General features: G+C 50.7%; 20 protein-coding genes. 14 read left to right on the top strand and 6 right to left on the bottom strand.

Going from position 1 to position 19,978, the window contains the following annotated elements; translation table 11 throughout:
• The first annotated feature begins 98 nt into the window (after positions 1-98).
• From gshB to AC4IE7_RS02820, 8 genes are read left to right on the top strand one after another with little or no spacing between them, the layout of a single operon-like run.
• Complete coding sequence (gene gshB, locus AC4IE7_RS02855) at positions 99-1,049, top strand: glutathione synthase (protein WP_490775289.1); 951 nt, start codon at positions 99-101, stop codon at positions 1,047-1,049.
• Positions 1,046-1,903 carry an energy transducer TonB gene (locus AC4IE7_RS02850; protein WP_490775288.1) on the top strand — a complete coding sequence of 286 codons (858 nt, stop codon included), beginning with the start codon at positions 1,046-1,048 and terminating at the stop codon, positions 1,901-1,903. The genes gshB and AC4IE7_RS02850 overlap by 4 nt, the downstream gene beginning before the upstream one ends.
• Positions 1,904-1,942: 39 nt before the next feature.
• Positions 1,943-2,506, top strand: coding sequence for a YqgE/AlgH family protein (locus tag AC4IE7_RS02845; RefSeq protein ID WP_490775287.1), 564 nt, complete (start codon positions 1,943-1,945; stop codon positions 2,504-2,506).
• Entirely contained in the window at positions 2,490-2,918 is a 429-nt protein-coding gene (ruvX, locus tag AC4IE7_RS02840) for a Holliday junction resolvase RuvX (protein WP_490775286.1), read from the top strand. The genes AC4IE7_RS02845 and ruvX overlap by 17 nt, the downstream gene beginning before the upstream one ends.
• The gene (gene pyrR, locus AC4IE7_RS02835) at positions 2,908-3,471 is read left to right on the top strand and encodes a bifunctional pyr operon transcriptional regulator/uracil phosphoribosyltransferase PyrR (protein WP_490775285.1); all 564 of its coding nucleotides are present in this window, start codon (positions 2,908-2,910) and stop codon (positions 3,469-3,471) included. The genes ruvX and pyrR overlap by 11 nt, the downstream gene beginning before the upstream one ends.
• Entirely contained in the window at positions 3,468-4,457 is a 990-nt protein-coding gene (locus AC4IE7_RS02830; protein WP_490775284.1) for an aspartate carbamoyltransferase catalytic subunit, read from the top strand. Before pyrR ends, AC4IE7_RS02830 begins: the two co-directional genes overlap by 4 nt.
• The gene (locus AC4IE7_RS02825; RefSeq protein ID WP_490775283.1) at positions 4,454-5,752 is read left to right on the top strand and encodes a dihydroorotase; all 1,299 of its coding nucleotides are present in this window, start codon (positions 4,454-4,456) and stop codon (positions 5,750-5,752) included. The genes AC4IE7_RS02830 and AC4IE7_RS02825 overlap by 4 nt, the downstream gene beginning before the upstream one ends.
• Positions 5,749-6,621: a dihydroorotate dehydrogenase electron transfer subunit gene (locus AC4IE7_RS02820; RefSeq protein ID WP_490775282.1), complete on the top strand. Its 873-nt coding sequence runs from the start codon at positions 5,749-5,751 to the stop codon at positions 6,619-6,621. The genes AC4IE7_RS02825 and AC4IE7_RS02820 overlap by 4 nt, the downstream gene beginning before the upstream one ends.
• A 95-nt stretch (positions 6,622-6,716) precedes the next feature.
• Here the strand turns inward: AC4IE7_RS02820 and AC4IE7_RS02815 are convergent, their stop codons facing one another.
• The 3 genes from AC4IE7_RS02815 to AC4IE7_RS02805 all read right to left on the bottom strand — a co-directional run bounded on the left by AC4IE7_RS02815 (position 6,717) and on the right by AC4IE7_RS02805 (position 9,637).
• On the bottom strand, positions 6,717-7,268 hold the full coding sequence (locus AC4IE7_RS02815; protein ID WP_490775281.1) for a hypothetical protein: 552 nt from the start codon (positions 7,266-7,268) through the stop codon (positions 6,717-6,719).
• A 396-nt stretch (positions 7,269-7,664) separates the two neighbouring features.
• Positions 7,665-8,219, bottom strand: a complete 555-nt coding sequence (locus AC4IE7_RS02810; protein WP_490775280.1) for a CDP-alcohol phosphatidyltransferase family protein — start codon at positions 8,217-8,219, stop codon at positions 7,665-7,667.
• Between the two features lie 293 nt (positions 8,220-8,512).
• Complete coding sequence (locus AC4IE7_RS02805; RefSeq protein ID WP_490775279.1) at positions 8,513-9,637, bottom strand: DUF2066 domain-containing protein; 1,125 nt, start codon at positions 9,635-9,637, stop codon at positions 8,513-8,515.
• 158 nt (positions 9,638-9,795) lie between these two features.
• Between AC4IE7_RS02805 and purM the strand changes: the two genes are divergently transcribed.
• From purM to AC4IE7_RS02790, 3 genes are read left to right on the top strand one after another with little or no spacing between them, the layout of a single operon-like run.
• On the top strand, positions 9,796-10,866 hold the full coding sequence (purM, locus tag AC4IE7_RS02800) for a phosphoribosylformylglycinamidine cyclo-ligase (RefSeq protein WP_490775312.1): 1,071 nt from the start codon (positions 9,796-9,798) through the stop codon (positions 10,864-10,866).
• Positions 10,863-11,531 (top strand): phosphoribosylglycinamide formyltransferase, encoded by a 669-nt coding sequence (gene purN / locus AC4IE7_RS02795; protein ID WP_490775278.1) that lies wholly within the window; start codon positions 10,863-10,865, stop codon positions 11,529-11,531. The genes purM and purN overlap by 4 nt, the downstream gene beginning before the upstream one ends.
• A 4-nt stretch (positions 11,532-11,535) precedes the next feature.
• On the top strand, positions 11,536-12,261 hold the full coding sequence (locus AC4IE7_RS02790) for a DUF3108 domain-containing protein (protein WP_490775277.1): 726 nt from the start codon (positions 11,536-11,538) through the stop codon (positions 12,259-12,261).
• Positions 12,262-12,461: 200 nt separating this feature from the next.
• On the opposite strand, the gene AC4IE7_RS02785 is transcribed toward AC4IE7_RS02790, so the two are convergent.
• Together AC4IE7_RS02785 and grxD are read right to left on the bottom strand one after the other, a co-directional pair.
• Entirely contained in the window at positions 12,462-12,977 is a 516-nt protein-coding gene (locus tag AC4IE7_RS02785) for a dCMP deaminase family protein (protein WP_490775276.1), read from the bottom strand.
• Positions 12,974-13,321: a Grx4 family monothiol glutaredoxin gene (grxD, locus tag AC4IE7_RS02780; RefSeq protein WP_490775311.1), complete on the bottom strand. Its 348-nt coding sequence runs from the start codon at positions 13,319-13,321 to the stop codon at positions 12,974-12,976. The genes AC4IE7_RS02785 and grxD overlap by 4 nt, the downstream gene beginning before the upstream one ends.
• Positions 13,322-13,751: 430 nt before the next feature.
• Here grxD and AC4IE7_RS02775 point away from each other — a divergent pair, with 430 nt between their 5' ends.
• Positions 13,752-14,372 carry an HD-GYP domain-containing protein gene (locus AC4IE7_RS02775; protein ID WP_490775275.1) on the top strand — a complete coding sequence of 207 codons (621 nt, stop codon included), beginning with the start codon at positions 13,752-13,754 and terminating at the stop codon, positions 14,370-14,372.
• A gap of 71 nt (positions 14,373-14,443) precedes the next feature.
• On the opposite strand, the gene AC4IE7_RS02770 is transcribed toward AC4IE7_RS02775, so the two are convergent.
• A complete protein-coding gene (locus AC4IE7_RS02770; RefSeq protein ID WP_490775274.1) occupies positions 14,444-16,228 on the bottom strand; it encodes an N-acetylglutaminylglutamine amidotransferase in 1,785 nt (594 codons plus the stop codon).
• A 329-nt stretch (positions 16,229-16,557) separates the two neighbouring features.
• On the opposite strand from AC4IE7_RS02770, the gene recQ reads away from it, so the two are divergent.
• Entirely contained in the window at positions 16,558-18,726 is a 2,169-nt protein-coding gene (recQ, locus tag AC4IE7_RS02765; RefSeq protein WP_490775310.1) for a DNA helicase RecQ, read from the top strand.
• A gap of 274 nt (positions 18,727-19,000) precedes the next feature.
• Positions 19,001-19,861, top strand: coding sequence for an HDOD domain-containing protein (locus tag AC4IE7_RS02760; protein WP_490775273.1), 861 nt, complete (start codon positions 19,001-19,003; stop codon positions 19,859-19,861).
• Positions 19,862-19,978 lie beyond the last annotated feature (117 nt).

Raw genomic sequence — 19,978 nt, 5'->3', positions numbered from 1 at the left:
TATTATGTCCTGCTGAAGATTGACCACTAATTTTTTTAAAAATTTATTATCCAAGCAAGTAATACCACCCCAACTATACCCAGGGCCGCAAATATCTTATGACTATCCAACTCGGCGTAGTGATGGATCCAATTGACTCCATCAAGGTACATAAAGACAGCACATTCGCGATGTTGCTGGCGGCCCAGTCAAGAGGCTGGGGAATCCACTACCTTGAGCAGCAGGATCTCTCCCTAAAGGATGGCGCCTGCTGGGCAGAGAGCCGGAATCTAAAAGTTAAGGATGATGCTGACAATTGGTTCGAATTTGGTCAGTCTCAGCGAATGCCTCTGCATCAGCTGGACGTGGTACTGATGCGTAAAGACCCGCCTTTTGACATGGAGTACATATATACAACCTATCTGCTTCAACAGGCTGAGTCTGAGGGGTGTCTGATTGTCAATCGGCCCAATAGTTTAAGGGATGCCAACGAGAAACTGTTCACAGCCCTCTTTCCCCAATGCACGCCACCTACCCTTGTTACCCGAAATAGTGAAGAGATTCGTGAATTTCATGGCATTCATGGTGACATTATTCTCAAACCACTAGGTGGTATGGGGGGTGCCTCAATCTTCCGCATAACCCAAAAGGACCCGAATATCGGCGTAATCATCGAAACACTGACTCAACACGGGAGTCAATATACGATGGCGCAACGCTTTATTGCGGAGATCGACAAAGGTGATAAACGTATCCTGATGATAGATGGTGAACCTGTCCCTTATGCGCTCGCCAGAATACCTGCTGAAGGTGAGACTCGGGGCAATCTGGCCGCTGGTGGCAGAGGCGAAGGGGTACCCCTGTCAGAGAGAGACCTATGGATCGCGCAACAAGTAGGCCCGGAGCTGAAATCCCGTGGTATTCTGTTCGCCGGCCTCGATGTGATCGGTGACTATTTAACTGAAATCAACGTCACCAGCCCCACATGTATTAGGGAGCTTGACCGCCTGTTTGATTTGGACATAGCCGGCGACCTGATGGACTCGATAGCAGCTAAACTCAATTTATGATTTCAACCCAAAACCAATCTGACATTCTTGGTATCGGTCTGTTCGCTGCCACGGCCTTGCATGCCTTTGTAATTCTTGGCATTACCTTCAAGCCCTTTGAACCCAACAAGCCTGAGTTTCGGCAACAGAGCCTTGAAGTGATGGTGGTCAGACGACCCAGTGAACAGCCAAAAGAGGAGGAGGAAGCGGATTATCTGGCCCAAACCTCCCAGACCGGTGGCGGAGAGCAGAGTGAGAAGGAGAAACCGCAAATAGCTGAGACTCCCCTACCCTCAGCAGTGCCACAAGTCGCCCGGCCTCCAGAAGCTCAACAGACACTGCAACCCAAACAGGATCCGCTAACGACAGAGATCTCAGATATAAAGACCTCTCCGGATACCACTCTGCCTCAGTTGCAGCCCCTCCCCTCAGCCAGACAATTGCTGGCCAGCAAGAATATGGAAATTGCCAGACTGACCGCAGAATTGGAGCGAAAAACCGAGGCCTATGCCAAACTACCCAAACGTAAAGCGATCAGCGCCAGCACCAAAGAGTATAAATATGCCTCCTATCTTGATGCCTGGCGACGTAAGGTAGAGCGGATTGGTAACCTGAATTATCCGGATCAAGCCAAAAGAGACAGTCTCTACGGCAATCTGGTACTGCATGTTGCTGTAAAGACAGATGGCAGTGTTGAGCAGATACGCGTACTCCATTCGTCTGGTCACAAGATTCTTGACGATGCCGCTGTACGCATCGTTCGACTCGCGGCTCCCTTCTCTCCCTTCCCAAATGAAATACGTAAAGAGACGGACATTCTTGACATCACACGTACCTGGCAATTTTTGCGTAGCGGCAAACTCAACGCAGAATAACTATTGCAGCCACCTGCCAGCGATTGGATACTATAAACTATGAGCCCCAATACCAACCTGACCAACCACTTTCTCATCGCGATGCCGCAACTCGAGGATCCGAATTTCTTCCATACGGTGACTTATATTTGTGAACACTCCAATGATGGCGCCATGGGAATAGTGATCAATCGCCCGATGGAGCTCCATCTTGCAGATATTTTCGAGCAGCTGAAGATTCCGGTAAGCACCGAAAAAATCGCGGAACAACCAGTATACACTGGTGGCCCGGTACAAAGTGATCGTGGCTTTGTGCTGCATGATAGCGACTCGGATTGGTCCTCGACACTGAAGGTTACTACTGATATCAGTGTTACCACTTCGTTGGATATTCTCGAGGCAATTGCCGCCGGTAAGGGCCCTGAGCGAAACCTGGTTGCCCTGGGATATGCAAGTTGGGGAGCCGGGCAGCTGGAAAATGAGATAGCGCAAAACGTCTGGCTGAGTGGGCCAGCTGAAAACAATATCATCTTCAAACGGGCCAGCAAGGAGCGTTGGCAGGCTGCTGCAGACTTGTTGGGAATTGATCTTAACCTGCTGAGCGGTGATGCAGGACACGCATAACAAGGTGGCACAAACAGATACCCTGTTGGGATTTGATTTTGGTACCCGTAAGATAGGCGTTGCTGTGGGACAGAGCCTGACGGGAACAGCAACCCCGCTGGAAACCCTCGAATTGGTTAACCACAAGCCTGATTGGGAGCGGATTAAACAGTTGATTGATGAGTGGCAGCCTCAGGCCCTGGTGGTTGGCCTGCCGCTTGATGTGGATGATAGTGAAACCGATGCAACACAACCCGCATTACGCTTTTCACGACAGCTCGAAGGCCGTTTCCACTTGACCGTCCATCTGGCAGATGAACGATTTACCTCCTTCGAGGCCAGGGACAGGTTGGGACATCGGGCCAAACGGCTCGAAGATTATGACGCGGTAGCCGCCAAACTGATATTGGAAACCTGGTTCAATGAGCGATAACAAAACTTTCATGCACGCCGATGGCGTGGAATCCCTTGTCGATGTCATGGCAGGCAAGATCTGGACACTACTGCATGAGAGGGATATCACCGCCCCGCTGATGGTTGGCATTCGAACTGGTGGTGTATGGCTGGCTGAAAGACTGCACCAGGAGCTGGGATTGAAAGATCCACTCGGCACCCTGGACATCTCATTTTACCGGGATGATTTCACACGCATCGGCATGAACCCGGAAGTTCACCCTTCAGACCTGCCGGTTCCTGTGGATGACCGACACATCATACTGGTCGATGATGTACTGCAGACTGGCCGCACTATCAGAGCCGCTCTGAATGAGATTTTCGATTATGGCAGGCCCGCTTCCATCATTCTCGCCACCCTGGTCGACAGAAGCGGTCGGGAGTTACCGATACAGCCGGATGTCACCGGACTTCACCCCAGTCTCGAGACGGATCAACACATCACCTTGATCGGACCCGACCCCTTGGGACTGATTATTGGCGGCAAAACAAACCGGACTTCCAGAGGCGATGAACAAGGAAAGGATAGATGAGTCTGAGCAACAAGGCCCTACAGCTGGATGAGGAGCAGCGACTGCTCCATTTCCTCACAATCGACGGACTCAATCAGTCGATACTCACTGAAATACTCGATACTGCAGAAGGATTCACCGGAGTATCTGAACGTACCATCAAAAAAGTACCCCTCTGTCGGGGCAAGGTGGTTGCCAATCTGTTTTTCGAAAACAGCACCCGCACCAGAACCACCTTCGAACTCGCAGCAAAGCGACTCTCTGCAGATGTGCTCAATCTCAATATCAGTGCATCTGCCACTTCAAAGGGTGAGACCCTGCTGGATACCTTAAGAAATCTGGAAGCGATGCACGTGGATATGTTCATTGTGCGTCATTCGACCAGTGGCGCTGCCCATTTCATCGCTCAACATGCCGACCGTGGCGTGGGGGTGATCAATGCCGGGGACGGGCGCCATGCTCATCCGACTCAGGCCATGCTCGACATGTTTACTATCCGGCGACACAAAGGCGAGTTTGTTGGCCTGCGGGTAGCGATCGTGGGAGACATTCTTCACTCTCGCGTAGCCCGTTCCCAGATTCTGGCACTCAATACCTTAGGGGTCTCTGAAGTTCGGGTCGTGGCGCCGCGAACCCTGCTGCCCTCCGATGCCCGCAGCCTTGGTGTTCATGTCTATCACGACTTCGATGAGGGCGTCAGAGACGTTGACGTGATCATTATGCTACGTTTGCAAAAAGAGCGAATGCAGGGTGCACTGCTCCCCTCTGAACACGAGTATTTTAAGCTCTATGGCCTCACAGAAAGACGTTTGGCACTGGCGAATCCGGATGCCATTGTGATGCATCCCGGACCAATCAACCGGGGAGTGGAGATGGATTCTCAAGTCGCCGATGGATCAAAGTCAGTGATACTGCAGCAGGTCAGCTACGGTATAGCCATTCGTATGGCGATCATCTCGATGGTGATCGGTACGCAAAATCTGCGTACTCAGGAGGTCGCTGTATGAAAAAGAAGAAAAAAGATTTCACTATCCTCAACGGACGGGTTATCGACCCAGCCAACGGTATTGATGAAATTACTGACCTCCACATCTCTGGCGGTAAAATTCTCTGCCTGGGCACTGCACCGGATGATTTCCAGGCAAGTCGTAAATTCGATGCCACTGGCCAGATTGTCTGTCCCGGTCTGATCGACCTGAGTGTCAGCCTCAGGGAACCGGGAGAGGAGCACAAAGCTACCATTGCCAGTGAAACAGCCAGCGCCGCCCGCAGCGGTATTACAACCCTATGCTGTCCCCCAGATACCATACCGGTCATCGACACCCCGGCGGTGGTCGGACAAATACGACACAAAGCCCGAAAGGCCGGTTATTGCAGACTACTTCCCCAAGGTGCGCTGACAAAAAACCTCGATGGTGAACGATTGAGTGAAATGGCGGCACTCAAAGCCGCCGGTTGTATTGCGGTAACCAACAACTACACCCCCTTAAAGAATACCCTGGTACAACGACGCGCGATGGAGTATGCCTCCACTTTCAATCTGTTGACCATCATCCGCCCTGAAGACCAGCACCTCTGTAACAATGGCTGCGCCCACGAAGGCAAAGTAGCCGACCGCCTGGGTCTGCCTGGCATACCAGAAGCCGCTGAAACTGTGGCAGTGGCTAGAGATCTTGCCCTGGCGGAGACCACCGGCGCTGTGATCCACTTTCATGCCCTCTCAAGCGCCAGTGCTGCACGCACCATGGCTTGGGCAAAACGTGAAGGTCGCAGAGTCAGCGCTGATGTTGCAATCCATCAGCTACATCTGACGGAGCTGGATATGGAGGGTTTCGACAGCAATCATCATGTCAGACCACCTCTGCGCACAGACAGCGACCGGGATGGACTGAGAAAAGCGGTGGCTGAGAATGTCATACAGGCCATCTGCTCTGATCATCAACCCCATGAGGCGGATGCGAAATCCGCCCCATTTCCTGATACGGAGCCAGGCATATCGGGGATTGACACCCTACTGCCTCTAACCCTGAAACTTGTGGAACAAGGGGTGATGGACTTGAGCAGTGCAATCGCACGCCTCACCTGTGGACCTGCGGATATCCTCGGTCTTCCCTTGGGCAGACTCTCCCCAGGACTCTCAGCAGATATCTGTATCTACGATCCGCAACAGCACTGGCATGTCTCCACAGATCGGCTTCAAAGTGCAGGCAAAAACACACCCTTTACCGGCTGGGAGATGCCTGGCCAGGTCACACACACATTTTTAAAAGGCCGATTGGTCTTCTGTGAAGAAACTAAATGAGCAAACCACACCATAACTCTGTATTTGTTGAAGAGGCTGAAATCATCAGCCACGAAGCGTTCGAAGGCGATCAATTCGTGATGCGCTTACTGACGCCTCACTGTGCGGCCAAAGCCAAGCCTGGTAGCTTTGTCCATATAACTTGCGACCCCCAGCTTCCGATGAGACGCCCCATCTCGATCATGCGCAGCTCTTACAAAGAGGGCTGGATCGATCTGCTCTACAAACGGGTTGGAAAAGGCACCAGTCTGCTGGCACAACGCAAACAGGGTGAACATATCAGCGTCATGGGACCGATTGGCAACCCCTTTAAACCCTCACCTGAGCGCTCCAGACCCCTGTTAATAGGTGGTGGTGTTGGCATGCCTCCGATGGTATTTCTTGCTGAGAGCATGCGCGGGGAAAAAGATAAACAACCATTTATTATTCTCGGCTCGGAAGTCCCCTTTCCCTTTCAGCCAACACCTTCAAAAATCCTCATCCCAGGCATGCCGGATGGCGTCATCGCCGGAATGCCACTGCTTGATGATTGGGGTGTGGGTTCCCGTCTTGCCAGCCTTCAGGGATACAGCGGCTGCTTCCAGGGTTATGTGACCGAATTGGCTCAAAGCTGGTTCAGGAGCCTCGACAGGGAGACCCGTGGACAGATTGAGATCTTCGCTTGCGGCCCCCACCCAATGTTGCAGGCAGTGGCTGCCATGGCCAGAGAATGGAATGTTCCCTGCCAGGTTTCACTTGAAGAGTTTATGGCTTGCGCCATCGGCGGCTGTGCTGGATGTGTGGTTGAGGTAGAGACAAATGAAGGTCCGGCAATGAAGCGGGTGTGTGTAGACGGACCGGTTTTCGAAGCGTCAACAGTTTTCAGCTGAGACCTCAATGGAATGGATAGCATGAGCTCAGCTTGAGCTACCCTTTTAAATAGGCAGTGGGGGAGCGATCCGCCACTGCCGTAAGCTGTCTGATATCAGAAGCGGTGCAGATAACCCAGATTGATTGAGTCGATCTTGTAATCGACATTGTGGAGGTCACCATCGGCATAGCGCATTACTTCGAAGGTTAAGGCGTTACGCTCATTGCCGTAGAGCTCAAGACCCAAGCCAAATGCCGGAGCGACATCATCATCTCCCTTGAATCTGGGCACATCCCCCGCAAAATAGGTCACACCGGCCATTAAATAGGCTCTGGCGCGATCATCAAAAAGGTAGAGGTTACCTCTGGCAAAAAGGCTGGCCATGTAATCTATCTGATAATTGTTGTCATCGACTGTGTCACCACTGAAAATCCCAAAATGGCCTTCCACGGCTATATATTTGAAAAATTCCCGCCCACCGCGGGCGATCAGACCTGTTCCCCTGAAATCAGTATTGCTGTCATCCTCTTTATATTGAGGTGAGGCAACTATTACCCCAAAGTAGTTGTTTCCCTCAATACCTGAGCCATCGGCAAATATTTCCGCTTGAGAAACAGCGGAAGACAACAGCAGGCCAATGCCAACAATAGAAGTGGTAACTCTCATTAACTTTTCTCCGTAAGTCACATAGACACTTATTTTTTCCAACTATAGTCTAGCTGCTTGGCATCACAAGCGCCATGCCCGCAAAACTGCGAATTCGGTCGGATTGTATGTTTCTCACCCAGCCACTGTTTGCCAGCCAACATTAACCTATCAATATGCCGCAGCACTACGCCTTCGCAAGTTTTTGATAGTCCAGTCCAAACCCGGGCATACTGTAGATTATCATTTATATATCAAATAGTTAAGACAACTAAAAAATGAGCCTGGCAATGTAATCGCTCCTTTCAGCGAGCCACACCTCGATCAGTTGCATGCAGAAGCCCTGAAAAAACCTATCTATTCAGTAGGTTAATAAATAGAGGAAATAAAATCCGCTTACCCTATCCTACCCCGGATTCAGATGTGCCACCCTTTCCTACGCGCCTTATTACTCCACACCCAAACATAAGCAACACCGCTTATCAATGTTGTCAGCCCTGTTGTCCAGGTCAGCCATTCAAGCAGCGGATATGGCAAGGGAAAGGGGCCCGCATCGGTAACCACCAAAAGTACCAGCATGATCTGCAGTAAAGTATTCAATTTACTGACCAGACTCGGATTTGCATCAACCTCTTCAACACTGAAGTTATAGTAGAGCGCCCCACCCACAATAGTCAGATCACGAAAAATCACCAGAATCACCAACCAGATAGGAATTAGGCCCTGGCCACCCAGCACCAGAAATGAACTCATCAGCAGTGCTTTGTCAGCCAGGGGATCCAGCAACCCTCCCAAGTAACTCTGCCAACCAAAGCGTTTCGCCAGATAGCCATCCAATCCGTCTGAAAACCCGGCTACGGCAAACAGAATCAATGCATGGGAAAACTGCTGCTCAAACAGCAACCAGACAATAGGCAGGGTCAGCAGGATTCTTAAAATGCTGATCAGATTCGGAATGTCACTAAGCTGCATCTCTTCCTAGGGCCTGTTAACACTAATCGAATCGGCCCTGCTGAGACTATTTTTTTGTCCAGCAAGGCAGAATAAGCGAAGTGTAGTCATTCTACATGAGCGAATGATAACGACGCTGGGCGGAAAAATAGCCTCAGCCCTTCGGGTTACCCCTGAAAAAGCGCCTCTCGGCGTTGTTCGTCGTTCATTTGGAGTGACCAAACCTCTCTCCTCGCGCCTTCATTGGCGCTTTTTCAGGGTAACAGAGTCGATTCGATTAGTGTTAACAGGCCCTACCTCACTGCCAATAGAGATCAGCGCAGACGGTAATCCAACCCTTCTCCATCCACCATCTCATCGCTGATATTGTCTGGCTGATCAGGATCCGGACTCTCCTGTAACACCACCGGCTCAAGCACGGAGCCCAACTGAATACCCCGCACCAGTGCGTCACGGCCTCCATGCACCCGTAATAGGAAACTCACCTTCTCTTCACCAGCAGAGAGCAGATCCACATTTTCGATCATCGCTAAGGAGCGAAGATAATCCTGTACCAATACATAATCTGCAAGATGGGGTAGCCCATGCACCCTTAATCTCAGGTTGGCAACACCTTGACTCACTTGTTGTGGTGCAAAGCGTAGAGCAAGTGCATCCACCGCCTGCTCAATGCCCTCACGGGCTAAGGCCTGTTTGCTGTTGGCATGTGCCTGCCATCGAATGATCTTATCGGGCAGGTAGAGCATCCACTCTCCCCGCCAACTGCTGCGTCCACGATGGGAGAGCCTTCCGACAAGTATCACATCAGGCAGATAACGGTCGGATGCTCGTCGGATATTTTCTTCGAACCCACCCCACAAGTCACTGACCTGCAAGGCGTTCTGGTCTTCGATATCCATCAACGGCCAGACCAGAGGCATTCCCCTGAAGTCGGCAACACCAGTCAGCTGTCGTTTCAGCCCCGCTTCCCGCTCTGGAGAGATAAGAACTCTGCGGGTTCCCTTCTCCTCTCCCAACCAGACCAGCATGGAAGGGCGAGTCTCCCCCCAGACAGGAATACCACTCTCACGCAGCAGTCGATTGACTGCCCTCTCATCAAAGCGAGCCCATAACAATCGGTCGGGTGCATTTGCAGCAACGGCCTCACTACCTGAGTCCAGCGATTTATACCTATACTGCTGGACTAATCCAGACGCTCTTTTGAGCAGTTGAGCCAAATCGGAATTGTCACGCAGACTACTATCTCCACTGACTTTCACCAATACCCCGGCAAATGCATCACGAATGCCTTTGGTACGCGCTTCAGCACTCTGTCCCGAGACCGGCACTTCGGCTTCATACAAATTAGTCACCGACTCGGCATATGCTGAGGAGCAGAGCGCCAACAACAGGGATAGAGTCAACAGTTTGAAAAATAGCTGCACTGGAAATTGATTCATTTCAGATCACATACTCCTAGGGCCTGTTAACTAATCGAATCGGCCATCTTAACGCGCTTGGAAAAAAGATGAAAATTCATGGCTCACAAACCTACCTGGGCTATGATCTTCTGTTAGAATTCCGTTCTGAATTTTATGACAATCTGGAGAACTGCCTCGTGGCCCATGAGTCCAATCCAAACCAACCTGCTTCGTTAAGTTACCGGGATGCCGGAGTAGATATAGATGCAGGCAATGAACTGGTCGAACGTATCAAACCGATTGTCAAACAGACCTTTCGTCCGGGTGTACTTGCCGGCTTAGGTGGTTTCGGAGCCCTCTTCGAGCTGCCTTTGGATCGTTACCGGGAACCTGTACTGGTTTCCGGAACTGATGGTGTAGGCACGAAACTGAAACTTGCCCTGGAGTTGAACAAGCACGATACCATCGGCATCGATCTAGTTGCCATGTGTGTCAATGACATCGTAGTGGCCGGTGCAGAGCCCCTGTTCTTCCTCGACTACTACGCCACAGGTAAGCTGGACATCGAAGTAGCAACGGACGTAGTACGGGGTATCGCAAAAGGGTGTGAACTGGCTGGCGCCGCTCTGACCGGGGGTGAAACGGCGGAAATGCCTGGCATCTACGACTCTGGTGACTATGACCTTGCTGGCTTTTGTGTCGGTATCGCAGAAAAGAGTCAACTGATACAAGCGGATCGTGTCAAAGCTGGAGATACCTTGATCGGCCTCGCATCATCAGGCCCACACTCCAACGGTTACTCGCTGATTCGTAAGATTCTTGAAGTGAGCGAGGCAGACCTGAACCAGCCGATAGGTGAAACCAACCTCGGCCAAGCCCTGTTGGCGCCAACCCGGATTTATGTCAAATCCTTGCTGGCACTGATGCAAAAGGTCGAGATTCATGCCCTTGCCCACATAACAGGTGGTGGATTACTTGAAAACCTGCCTCGGGTATTGCCAGCAGATTGCTGTGCAGTGATCGATAGTGACAGCTGGACCCTCTCTCCAATCTTCAACTGGCTTCGTCAACAGGGTAATCTGGCGTCTGACGAAATGTTGAGAACCTTTAATAGTGGCGTTGGTATGGTGGTATGTGTCTCTGAAGAGGATGCCCAATCCACCCTGAAACTACTCAACGATCTGGGCGAAACAGCGTGGGAGCTGGGTAAAATCGAGTCTGCTTCTGAGCATGACAAAGCTGTAGTGGTAACCGGATCCCTGGCATGACCCCATTGCAGCGACTCCGGGTCATAGTATTGATATCAGGCAAAGGCAGTAATCTGCAAGCGATAATCGATGCAGCCCAGGCGGACCTGCCTATCCAGATTACCGCAGTCATCAGCAACCGAGCTGGGGCATTTGGTCTGGAACGGGCATCATCAGCTGGAATCGAAACCGCAATACTCGACCACAATGAATATCAGGATCGTTCAAGCTATGACCAGGCATTGATGACTCTGATCGACGGATACAATCCCGACCTGCTTGTATTAGCCGGGTTTATGCGCATTTTAACCAACGAGTTTGTAGGCCACTATGCAGGACGAATGTTGAACATCCATCCATCCCTGCTGCCTAAATATACCGGTCTGCGCACCCATAGCCAGGCGCTCGCAGCCGGGGATAAACTGCATGGTGCCAGCATACACTTTGTGACTGAAAAGCTGGATGGTGGCCCACTCATTGCTCAAGCCCAGGTAACTGTTCTAGCACAGGATAATGCGGATAGCCTGGCAAAACGGGTACTGGAGAAAGAGCACCAGCTCTACCCATTGGCGCTGCGCTGGTTTGCTGAGGAGCGACTTAAACTGAATGAAAATGGAGAGGTCATTCTGGACAACAGGATTCTGCAACAACCGGTGGTATTCACGCCTCAGGACCCTATCAGGTAAGCCTATGAGCCGCCGCCCACTCCTTGTAAATTGGCTGTTGGGACTGTTTTTTATCTCATCTCTATCGCTTACTGTAGCTGCGAGTGAAGTGCTGGAGCCCTTTTCAGCAGCATTCAAAGTAAAACGTAACATCATCCCCCTGGGACGTTTAACTCTGAAATTCAACCTGGATCAGAGTGGTACGGCATACACCTATAGTGCACACACTCAACCCGGTATGTTGGCCGGAATATTCAGCAGACATGAAGTGATCGAAGAGAGCAGTGGCAGCATCCAGCAAGGGCAGATCATTCCCGATCACTACACCTACAAAGATGGGGATGAGAATTCCGAGAGTAGTATCGTAGAGTTCCATTGGCCCAAACAGAGCGCCGCAACCACCAGCCATGGCATAACCTGGTCCCAGGCCATTACAAGCGACACCCAGGATAAACTCAGTCAGCAACTGCAAGTAAGGATTCATTTGGCTCAGGGTCAACGGCAGATCAGTTACCAGGTAGCAGATGGCGGCAAGTTGAAACATTATCACTTTGAAGTCGTAGGGGAAGAGAGGGTTGAAACTGACTATGGCACCTATCAGTGCCTGAGGGTTGAGCGCAGTAAGGCTTCAAAAGAGTCTGACTACACCATATGGTTCGCCCCTGAGCTTGGCTACCTTCCGATCAAAATTGAACGTGTCCAAGGGGGGAAAACCTACCGAATGGTACTCAATGAACTGTCGATGCCTTGATTGGCACCACACCAGGTTATGCATACCCTCATAATCCAGTCACTACAATTTTGTTAAAGAGAGTTCATAGTACTGATTTCAGTTTTCGGCTATTGGTAATTCATCAATTCTCATATCTCGAAAGCTGACATATGCTGGCTTTTGAATCCCCTCGCAGTGGAGGAGATTTCGGCGGCAGTAAATGGTAGCTGGAGATAGAACTAATCCTGCAGAAACAGATTCATAACGTTCTTGAACAAGCCTCCTGGAGCAATGGTAATGGAGGCATTTTGATGATTGATTTCGTGCAGATCGTACTGGGTTATCTCTACCCCAGCCTCCCGATACATCTCAGCGGACAACTTGATATCATCTGACCAGCGGGAGAGAAAATCCTCGCTAGGGGTCACATAGACGATACGCCCCACCTCCTCCTGGATCAGCTTGGAGGCACATCGGGGACAGGGCGGATGGGTGACATAGACGGTGCAACCACTCAAATCCCTTTTTGCAAAAATCATCGCATTCTCTTCGGCATGAATGGTCAGATTGAGCTTGCATGCGCGATCCCCCAGACGCTCCTGCTTATCCTCCACACCAGCAGCAAATCCGTTGTAACCGAGTGAGATGATGCGGTTGCCGTCAGTAATCACAGCGCCAACCTGCGATGAGGGGTCTTTACTCCAAGCAGATATGTAGGAAGCCAGTCCAAGAAATCTCGTATCCCACTTCGTCATTCGGCCTGACTTTCCCCAGCAGAGGCAACCTTAGCCGCAGCCTCTTCCATCATGCTCTTCAGTTCACCATTCTGGTGCATCTCAAGGGTGATATCGCAGCCACCCACCAACTCTCCATCAATGTAGACTTGGGGAAAGGTTGGCCAATCGGCAAAACGTGGCAGATTCTCAAAAATCTCAGGATCGGCCAGTACATTCACATAGGCAAAAGGCACTCCGCAATCCTGTAGTGCGGCAGCAGCCCTGGAGGAGAAACCACACATTGGAAATTGTGGCGTTCCCTTCATGTAGATCACAACCGGATTGCTCTCGACCTGATCTTTGATTCGATCCATTACGTCCATCTTTGCACCTCGAAATAGTCGTTTGTCGTACTTAACTGGAGTCTTATCTGACACTTTTCAAGCACGGATTATTTAGGGAAATTCTAACGCTTTGGCAACTAAGAAAAAACCTCTGATAGAGAGTGCTTACTCACTGCTTATTCCTGCAGCATAGCTTAAAACCCTTAGAAGCACAGGGTAAACGGTTACCTCATTGTCACGAAGCATGACAGACTCTACTACTGAGCAGCCAGGAAGCGGATCACTGATTGCATAGTTGATAACAGATTTCATGGCTTGGGGTATGGTCATTAACGCCTAAATAGATTTGACAAACTTGCTGCCAAGAAGTTAAAAATCGATATCATCGAACTTTCTATATTGCGTTCAATATCTAATAGCCGGATTCTTCTCTGGTTTATCCAACATCGAAACGGGTTGTAACCTCCCAGTGACCGAAGACCAAAACCCCGATTTGACGCGTTGCGTCTCGCTTCTCGAAAGCCATATTGGCTTCAAGCTGGAGACCATCCTCAAACATGCGCTACAAGCCAGGGACAGCTACACGCTCGCCCACTCAGAGCGCGTGGTCTCAATGGCAGAGTGTATCGGTCGCCAACTAGGCCTGAGCGATCATCAGATGGACATACTCTCTTTAGCTGCCGGTTTCCACGACATCGGTAAGATCGGTATTCCAGATCATATCCTGCTGAAGCCAGGTAAGCTCTCTGGGGAAGAGTATGATGGCATTAAGCAACACCCGATCATTGCCTCAAACATGCTCCGCTGCCTGGGTAATCCAATTCTCGATGAAGTTGCGGTCTGTGTGTTGCACCATCATGAGCAGTGGGACGGAAAAGGATACCCTGAACGGCTGAAAGGGGAGCAGATCCCTATCATTTCACGCATTATCTCAGTAGTGGATGCCTACGATGCGATGACCACGACACGCAGCTACCGGCGACAAATTGAGATTGATAAAGCCTTGGAGATTATTACTCAGGAGAGCGGCAGCCAATTCTGTCCAGAGGCTGTCGATGTGCTACTAGAGGTCTGTTCACAGAAGCCCTAGGCAAACCCTCTGCTCGGCGCTGCCCTTTGATGAGGGATGAGCCATTGTTGTCGCCCTGACTATCGTTATATCTAGGTTGCGGCCAGTAAATGCTTTTGTAACCAAAATTCAAACAACGCGATATGCCAGAGCTTACTACCGCGAATCCGTGTGTGGTGCATCTCCGGAGAAGCCATCAACATATCAATATATTTCTGCTGAAAAACCCCACGTTCCCGTGCTGCCTGGGAGTTCAGAATATCACTCATGAACTCCAGAAATTCTCCTCGCACATATTTCAGGGCCGGCATAGGAAAGTAGCCCTTTGGGCGATCAATCACTGAATCGGGAAGGATACCTCTGGCCATGGCTTTCAGTGGATACTTCCCACCGTCCCGCAACTTAAGCTCCGGTGGGCATCGGGCAGCCAGCTCAACCAGATGATGATCAAGAAAGGGCACCCTGGCTTCCAAACCCCAAGCCATGGTCATGTTATCCACACGTTTAACGGGATCATCGACAATCAGCATGGTTTGATCGGTATGCATTACTGCGTCGATCAATGTCTCGCCATTGCTCTCCCGTAACTTACTGGCAATCAGTTCCCGAGTGTAATCACCAGCCCCGTATTGATCAGTAACCATACGTAGATACTCGTCATGATCACGATCAAAGTAGTGCTTTGCAAAACGATCTACAGCTTCACCTTCCCTCTCCTCCATGATGCGTGAGTACCAGAAATAGCCCCCAAACACCTCATCTGCACCCTGTCCGGACTGCACTACCTTGATCTGTTGTGAAACCTGCTCACCCAAAAGGAAGAAAGCCACCGCATCCTGTCCAAACATCGGTTCCGACATATTGTCGACCGCCTCGGGCAGTCGCTTCAACACATCCCCATTCGGCACCAGAAACTTGTGGTGCTGTGTCTGATACATTTCAGCAACGGGATCTGAGTATTCAAACTCATTGCCCTTCTCTTCCGGCTGATCCTCAAATCCAACAGAAAAGGTGCGCAAATCATCTACACCGGCCTCAGCCAGCAGGGCTACCAACAGACTCGAATCAAGCCCGCCGGAAAGCAATACACCAACCGGAACATCAGCAATTTCATTACGTCTGCGTACAGCTTCGCGCAGTTCATCATGGATAGCCTCGAGCCACTCCCCATCGGACATCGGCTGAGCGGGGCGGATAGCGCTGTAGTGCCAATAGCGACGGATATGCTGTTTGCCATTGGCCTCGATCATCATGCTGTGGCCAGGGGAGAGCTTTCTAATCCCTTTAAAAATCGTATGCGGCGCAGGTACAACACCATGCAGGGTAAACTGGTAGTGCAGTGCCACCTGATCCAGGGAGGTATCCACATCGCCTGCTGCAAGCAGCGCCTGGGTATTGGAGGCAAAACGAAAACAGTTACCGCTCTGGCTATAGTAGAGTGGTTTGATACCAAACCTGTCCCTAGCCATGAACAGGCGTTGTCGCTGAGCATCCCAGATTGCAAAGGCGAACATACCAGAGAGACGACCAACACAATCCTCACCCCAGGCGTGATATGCCTTGAGAATGACCTCTGTGTCACCATTGGAGAAGAACTGGTAACCCATACCAATCAGGGTTTCACGCAACTCCTTGTAGTTGTATATGCTGCCATTAAAAACAAGGGTCAGATTGAGCTTTTGATCCACCATCGGCTGGTTGGCATGCACTGAGAGATCGATAATGGATAGCCTGCGATGCCCCATTGCCAAGGATCCATCACTAAAACTGCCCCCATGATCCGGCCCACGCCGCCGGATCTGCTGGTTCATTCGGTCGATTGCTCCCAGATCAGCAGGGGCGCCATCAAACCGTAATTCACCACATAATCCACACATTATTTTTCCCAATTATCCTGTTATCGATTGATTCAAGAGATTGCCCTGGCAAGGTGCCCGATGACGACTGGTAGTCTGTGAACTCACCCTCGGGTTTTCCCATACACCATATCGTAGCACTCGACCTGAGCCGATGGTGCTATCTCATAAGGCATGGCCACCTGAGCACGCTCGAACCGGAGTCGTGTTATCGGGCACCTTAGTCCCATGCGTAAATGACTTCAACATCGGCTTAATATCCCCCAGCCAGGTAGCCATACAGTTGTTAGGGCCTGTTTAAGGTATCATTCCTCCTGACAAGACGACAAAAGGACAGGATAATGTCAAGGATGACAGATAGAGAAAACAGTTCCACTGAGTTAGACCAAGCCAGAGCAATTCTGCAGCATAGCTTCGGCTATCACGATTTCCGTCCACCCCAGGACCAGATCATTCACCATCTGCTGACAGATGGGGACGCCCTTGTGATCATGCCGACCGGTGGTGGTAAATCTCTCTGCTACCAGATTCCATCAATGATCAGATCGGGGGTTGGGATAGTGGTATCACCACTTATTGCCCTAATGAAGGATCAGGTCGATGGATTGACCCAATTGGGCATTCGAGCCGCCTATCTCAACTCAACCCTGACAGCTGAAGAGAGCAGCCGGATAGAGCAGCAACTGCTGGCTGCAGAGATCGATCTGCTCTACGTCGCACCAGAGAGGCTCCTCACACCGCGCATGCTGGATCTGCTGCACCAGAGTCGACTGGCTCTGTTTGCCATCGATGAGGCCCACTGCGTCTCCCAATGGGGTCATGACTTTCGTCCGGAATATATTCAGCTCAGCCAACTGGCAGAACAATTTCCGCAAGTCCCCAGGGTTGCCCTGACAGCAACAGCCGATCTGGCCACTCGACAAGAGATAGCACAACGCCTCTCTCTCGGCAGTGCAAATCAGTTCGTCGTTGGATTCGATCGACCCAATATTCGCTACCAGATCATGGAGAACGATGGAAATAGTCGACAGCGATTATTGAGTTTCATCCAGCTGGAGCATCCAGGAGATGCAGGCATAATCTACTGTCTGTCACGCAAGCGTGTAGACGAAATCTCAAGCTGGCTGCGGACTGAAGGCATTGATGCCCTGCCCTACCATGCGGGCTTGGACAACCAGACACGACAAGCACATCAAAACCGCTTTCTACGTGAAGACGGTGTTGTCATTGTTGCGACCATCGCTTTTGGAATGGGCATAGACAAACCGGATGTGCGATTCGTCGCTCATCTCAACCTGCCCAAAAGTATCGAAGCCTATTACCAGGAGACCGGTCGCGCCGGTCGCGACGGCTTACCTGCCGATGCCTGGATGATCTATGGGCTTCAAGATGTCATTACCCTACGCCAGATGCAGGCAGGTTCTGATGCTGACGAATCCCATAAGCGCGTGGAAAGACATAAACTGGATGCAATGCTGGCCTTGTGCGAAATCACCAGCTGTCGCCGCCAGGCACTGTTGGACTATTTTTCTGACACACTGGAGTCTGCCTGCGGCAACTGTGATACCTGCCTACAACCCCCCCAAACCTGGGATGCAACTGAAGCCGCCCAGAAAGCACTCTCATGCGTGCATAGAACGGGACAGAGATTTGGGGTCAATTACTTAATCGATGTTCTATTGGGTAAAGATAATGACCGCATCAGACGCTTCAATCACAATCAGGTCAGCACCTACGGCATCGGTGCCGAATTCAGTGCTGGTGAGTGGCGGGCTATCTACCGTCAATTAATTGCTCATGGACTACTCGCTGTCGACCTGGAAGGTCATGGCGGACTTCATCTCACAGAAAAAAGCCGACCTGTGCTGCGTGGTGAAAGCAAGCTCTTTTTGCGCAAATTGCGGAAACCAGAAAAACGCAGTGGGCGCAAAACCTCAAAAGATAGTGCCCGTGTAAAAGCAAACCAGAACCTTTGGGAATCCTTGCGCACACTGCGCAAATCCCTGGCAGAAGATCAAGGGGTGCCCGCCTATATGATTTTTCATGATGCCACGCTGATGGAGATGCTGGAAAAGCACCCACGGACTTTGCAGCAGCTTGCCCAGATCTCAGGTGTTGGTGAGCGCAAACTGGAAGCCTATGGCGATCAGTTTCTCAGCTGCCTGAACAACTTCGACGAGCTATCGACTGACAGTGGATTCGATACAGTATCAGAAACTGTAATGCTACTGAAAAAAGGAGAGGCCATAGAAGCCATTGCCGATCAGCGTAGCCTGACGCTGACAACAGTCTATAATCATTTGGCAACAGCAATTGAAAGCCGTGGTTTGCCACTGGCGCAGGTATCAACCCTCTCCAGTGAGCAACTAAAGGCAATACGTTTCGCCTTTGAACAATTTGCTGATGATGGTAAATTGAAACCGGTCTACGAAGCACTTGAGGGAGTATATGATTATGGTTTGCTTCGCTGTATACAAGCCGCATTGAATGTTGAAGCATCTATAGCAACCCCTGAGTAACTCATTCTGCTCAGTTAAAGAGAGGAAATGCATCTATTAGCCAGCTATGGTGAAGACCATTAACGGGGTTGGCGACAAATTTTAAGTCCATACCCTGCTCAGTGCTTTCTTTACAGAACAGTTTCTAAAACAATTACTTAGATCCATTCTAAAATGTGCGATTTAGTATCCCAAAAAACCAAACCAGTTCTCATTTTTTCAGATTCAATGACACTAAATATTTGAATCGATTACAGTCAGCGACAGACATACAACAAATCGACTTGGAAACACCATGGATCCCAAAAGCCTTGTAAACAATTTAGACCACCTTGTCTCTTTGCCAGATGTCTGTATCAAGGTAAATCAATTATTGGGAACAGGAGACTATTCGGCCCCCGAAGTGGCAGATATAGTCATTCAGGATACCGACATATCTGCGCGTATTCTCCGCCTGGTCAATAGCCCTGCATTTGGTCAACGCTCAAAGATAGAAACATTATCGCGAGCAGTGACGCTGATGGGTGCAGATGAGCTGCGCAATCTGGTGTTGGCTACTGCTGCCCAAAGTACCTTCGTTGGCATCCCTGAAGAGATGGTCAATATGGCGGATTTCTGGAGCCACTCGGTAACCACCGGGGTAATGGCGAAAATCCTGGCTGAACGTTGTAATGTTCTGCACAGCGAAAGACTCCTTGTGATGGGTGTGTTGCATGACATCGGCCGACTGGTGATCTACTTGTCACTACCGAATGAGTCAAGGGATATTCTTCATATCACCGGTGGAGATAACTGGATTCTGCCGCAGACTGAACAAGAGATACTTGGCTTCACCCACCTTGATGTCGGTGCGGAATTGATGCGCTCCTGGCAACTCCCAGAGAGTTTCATTGAAGTAGCGGGATATCACAATGCACCTGAAAACGCAGTTGAAAACCCTATAGAGGTCTCACTCATCCATATTGCAAAAGCAGTTGCCAACGGCCATATGGTTGGACTCTCGGTGGATGAGATGCTCTGGGCCATTGCCCCCACAGCCTGGGAGACCACAGGCCTCAGCGCAGATACGGTTGCCTCCCTGGTAGAAGAGATGGTTGCCAAGAGTGAAGAGACCATGGGTCTGATTCTTGCGCCAGCAAAGCGTATGCAGGCTTAAGGGCACCTCTATTAACTGCTTGTGCCCTCTGGTTTTACGACCCGTAGAGCGCGACCTGAAGCATGCATCTGCTGCGTTGTGATGCTTGAGAAGGGTACGCCACTCCCGGCTACGTGC

This window comes from Candidatus Thiodiazotropha sp. AKAK3 (assembly GCF_058244645.1).
Note: the sequence above shows the minus strand (reverse complement) of the source record. Positions and strands in the feature narration are given on the sequence as shown.